The 1,090-nt window shown below is 31.0% G+C and carries 2 protein-coding genes and 1 pseudogene; all 3 read left to right on the top strand.

Features of this window, described 5'->3' with window-relative positions:
• The first annotated feature begins 34 nt into the window (after positions 1-34).
• Positions 35-241: pseudogene (locus tag ACFIJR_RS09060) on the top strand (hypothetical protein).
• Between the two features lie 179 nt (positions 242-420).
• Positions 421-606, top strand: a complete 186-nt coding sequence (locus tag ACFIJR_RS09055) for a hypothetical protein (RefSeq protein WP_375626868.1) — start codon at positions 421-423, stop codon at positions 604-606.
• A 182-nt stretch (positions 607-788) separates the two neighbouring features.
• Entirely contained in the window at positions 789-878 is a 90-nt protein-coding gene (locus ACFIJR_RS09050; RefSeq protein WP_375626877.1) for a type II toxin-antitoxin system YafQ family toxin, read from the top strand.
• Positions 879-1,090: the final 212 nt, after the last annotated feature.

Here is a 1,090-nt window from a genome sequence, read left to right as displayed (position 1 = left end):
ATTTTGAAGCATAACAAGCAGGGAGCCCATTTATGTGGTTGGAAAGATGGTCAAGAAACGAAGCAGCAAAGATAAAGGTCTTACAGAAAAATAACAACAGCTCCTTCATGAGATGATAGAGACCTACCAAGGTTTAAAGATGATGTCACGTATCATGAAATTGATTGTCTTTATGTTCGTAATAGATTTTTCCCGTTTCGTGGATGCCGTAGATAATAGCTTTTCACACCTCAAAAAGTGACTAACAAAAAGTTGAAAAACTTTTTGTTTAAGAAAAGAAATTAATATTAATGATAATTTACACTATGTTTAACTAAGTTAAATAATGTATAATCATTAATATTCTTAAAGAGGAAATATTATGAGTGAAAAAAGTGACTTATAGCAGCTAAAGTAGATATAAATCTAAAAAGCGCATTTATGGCTATAGCTGAAATAAAACACTGTTCAGCATCTCAAATTTTACGTGATCTTATTCGTGTGTACGTTGAAAATAATAAGATACCCAATAAAGAAACGCTTGAAACTTTTCATAAAAATGATAGCAATGAAGATGTTTTTTATGCTGAAAATATTGCTGATTTGATTAAGCAATTGGATATTTGATTATGCGTTCAGTGAGTTATTCAGGAAAGTTTAAAAAGGATGTAAAATGAGCAAAAAAACGTGGAAAAGATATGCGAAAGTTCACAGAAGTTATGCAACTTCTAGTTAATAAGAAGCAATTGCTATCTATTTTAAATGATCATGCATTACAAGGAAATTAAAAGCCTCGTCGATATCTTCATATAGAATCCGATTGGTTATTAATTTATATAGTTGACGAAGAGCACATCCATTTTGATAGGACAGGTACGCATTCAGATTTATTTAAGTAAAAAGTTGATTATGCCCTTTAAAAAACCTGATTCGCAATAATTGAGAGCCATGTCACAAAATCCTATTCCCTAACCTTTATTTACGAATCCATCATGTTAAAAATATAATAAAAACAAGATATTAAATAAGGAAAAACAAAAAGTGGTGCCCAGACGCGGCAAGCAGGGGCTTAGCAACAAGATTCAAAGTATATAAAGATGTGTAAGAGCGT

It is taken from the genome of Bartonella sp. OD88NMGDW (genome assembly GCF_042193775.1).
Classification (GTDB): Bacteria; Pseudomonadota; Alphaproteobacteria; order Rhizobiales; family Rhizobiaceae; genus Bartonella; species Bartonella grahamii.
The sequence above is the reverse complement of the archived record's forward strand: the minus strand, read 5'-3'. Positions and strand labels throughout refer to the sequence as shown.